This is a genomic window from Mesorhizobium sp. M0854 (assembly GCF_040319815.1).
In the GTDB taxonomy this organism is placed as follows: Bacteria; Pseudomonadota; Alphaproteobacteria; order Rhizobiales; family Rhizobiaceae; genus Mesorhizobium.
Genome location: NZ_JAMYOL010000092.1, coordinates 1 through 569, shown reverse-complemented (window position 1 = coordinate 569; position 569 = coordinate 1). Strand labels below are relative to the sequence as shown.

Genomic DNA, 569 nt, shown 5'->3' with positions numbered 1-569 from the left:
GCTCGGTGAGCGCCTTTGCGAGGTATCGCTTGCCCCAGCGTCCGGCTAACCAATAGAGCTCGGGAATATGAAATGCGTCACTTGCGAATAGTATCTTCGAGAGCGGAACAACTTCCATGACTTGCATGTACCGCTGAAACAGACTCTGATGCACGAAAGGCGTCATGATCGACAATTCAAAGTAGCAGTTGGGATATAGATGGCTGAGCCATGCGGCCTTTCCGACCGAGGGATACCCCGCGTGAAGTGGAATAATCTTCGGCATCCGCATGACGCCATCTCGGTCGAATCGGCAAATTTCCTCAAGATAAAACGGATCCTGGTTGCGAAGAATTACAGAGGGAGCTTCTCCATCGCCCGTGTGGAGCTGCATGGGAACGTCGCGCTTAAGGCATTCTTCGAGAGCAAGAGTAAAATTGTAGCGGCGGAGATCCTTTGACAGGTGGTACTCGGATTGCCGGTCCATGGTAGGGATCTTGTGGTACGATTTTCTCAGCTCCTGCCATGATGCTCGGGCGGTATCCCTATCGTAGAGAGGCTCGATAAGTCCAATGTACGGGAGAAGATAA

At 52.0% G+C, this 569-nt stretch carries 1 protein-coding gene; it reads right to left on the bottom strand.

What is annotated here, in order from left to right:
• On the bottom strand, positions 1–466 hold a 466-nt coding region (locus NKH99_RS32675; RefSeq protein ID WP_353017991.1), incomplete at its 3' end, for an amidohydrolase family protein.
• Between the last annotated feature and the right edge of the window lie 103 nt (positions 467–569).